General features: G+C 63.8%; 2 protein-coding genes. Both read right to left on the reverse strand.

The annotated features are described in order from the left end of the window. The coding region (locus AC1DWI_RS22385) for a transglutaminase-like domain-containing protein (RefSeq protein ID WP_477725812.1) at positions 1-939 on the reverse strand (939 nt) is incomplete at its 3' end. A 142-nt stretch (positions 940-1,081) separates the two neighbouring features. After that, positions 1,082-1,612 (reverse strand): TlpA disulfide reductase family protein, encoded by a 531-nt coding sequence (locus tag AC1DWI_RS22390; RefSeq protein ID WP_477725813.1) that lies wholly within the window; start codon positions 1,610-1,612, stop codon positions 1,082-1,084. Positions 1,613-1,616 lie beyond the last annotated feature (4 nt).

Genomic DNA, 1,616 nt, shown 5'->3' on the forward strand with positions numbered 1-1,616 from the left:
AAACAGCGCCTTGTTCACAGGAGCCACCACCGGGTTGGCGGTGGTCTTGATCCATTCGGCCGTTTCCAGGCGCATGACCTTGGCCACGTCGGCAGGGTCCATCGCCACCCAGCCGTAGCCCTTGAGGTAGACCTCCGAGCGGCAATGCTGCGCGCCCTTCAGGCTGGTCGGATTGCCCGAGAGCTCCTTATAGCCAAAGGCTGAAGGCACCAGGCGAATGCCGTACACGTCACGTGCCGGCAGGCCCACCGAGCGGCACAGGCCCACGAACAGCGCATTCAGGTCGGCGCACTTGCCGCCCAGGTTGCCGGTTTCCAGCATGGTCTTGATGTCGCCTTCGCCGCAACCGCGTACCTTGGGTTCGCGGTAGGTGTTGGCCACGATCCAGTCGTAGAGTTTTTGCGCCTTTTCGACATCGGTTTTGGCACCCTGGGTGGCGGCCAGCGCTGTCTTGCGCACAATGCCGTCGGTCGGGATGAGGACTGTGGGACGCGTGAAGTAACGCAGCGTGTCGGCGCTTTCGGCTGGGGCGGTTTTCTGTGACCAGTCCATGGCACGGCCTTGCGTCTGCACGCGGCTGGTCAGCTCCACATAGGGCTTTGTTTCAGTGGCCGCAAACTCCACATACAGCATCTTCGCGCCGTCCTGACCGTCCCGCATGAGCTTGGCGGTGCCGTTGCTCGAAAAGCCGTTTTCCAGCGAGTGCTGGTAGTCGCTGTTGACCGAGGGGATCGGCAGCCACACCTTGGTCACGCCTTGGGGTTTGGCGATGTCCACACGCGTGGTCACGTCGAAAGTTCGCCAGGCGCCGCTTTGGGGTGCAAAGTTGCTGCGGCTGGGCGCGGCGGCGGGCGTCTGGGCAAAGTTGATGGTTGGCAATGCAGCAGCCACGGCGGCGGCGGCGGTGTTCTTGAGGAAAGTGCGGCGTACGGTCGACATGAAAGGTATCTCCGGGTGGGTGTGAGTGCGACGTGCACCGGGGCAGGTAAAGATGCTCCGGGATGTCTGACAGCCCACACAGCCCGCAAAGGCAGCGCAAGGGCTGGCCCTGGATTATCGCCGGTGCCGTGCCGAGACAGATTCAGGGCTTGAGCAAGCCGGCAATCAGTTTTTCGGCGGCCGGGCTGGTCCAGTCGACCTCGCCTGTCACGCGCTGGCGCGGCCGGCCGCTGCGGTCAATCATCAAGGTTGTCGGAAAAACCTTCACACCCCAGCCCCGGGCAACTTTGCCATCCAGGTCCAGCAGCACCGGCAGTGTTACCCCGGTGGTCTTGGCGAACTGCAGCGCACGCGCCGCCGGCTCCTTGAAATTGATGGCCAACACCAGCAGTTTGTCGTCGCCGTAGAGGTCGGCAATCTGCTGCAGCGTCGGCATTTCCGCGCGGCAGGGCTCGCACCAGCTGGCCCAGAAATTCAACAGCACGGCACGGCCGCGCAAATCAGCCGGGCGCCAGGTCTTTCCGGTTGTGTCCACCAGCGAGAACGCTGCCAATGGACCGGCCCAGGGAGCCACTTCATAAGCCGGGCCGGTCAGCCCCTGCGACATTGCGGGAAGCACGGCCGCCCCTGAGCCGGCGACGACTGTCTGCAGCAGGAAATGGCGGCGGGAAATAAAC

The organism is Polaromonas sp. P3_C2 (assembly GCF_056402675.1).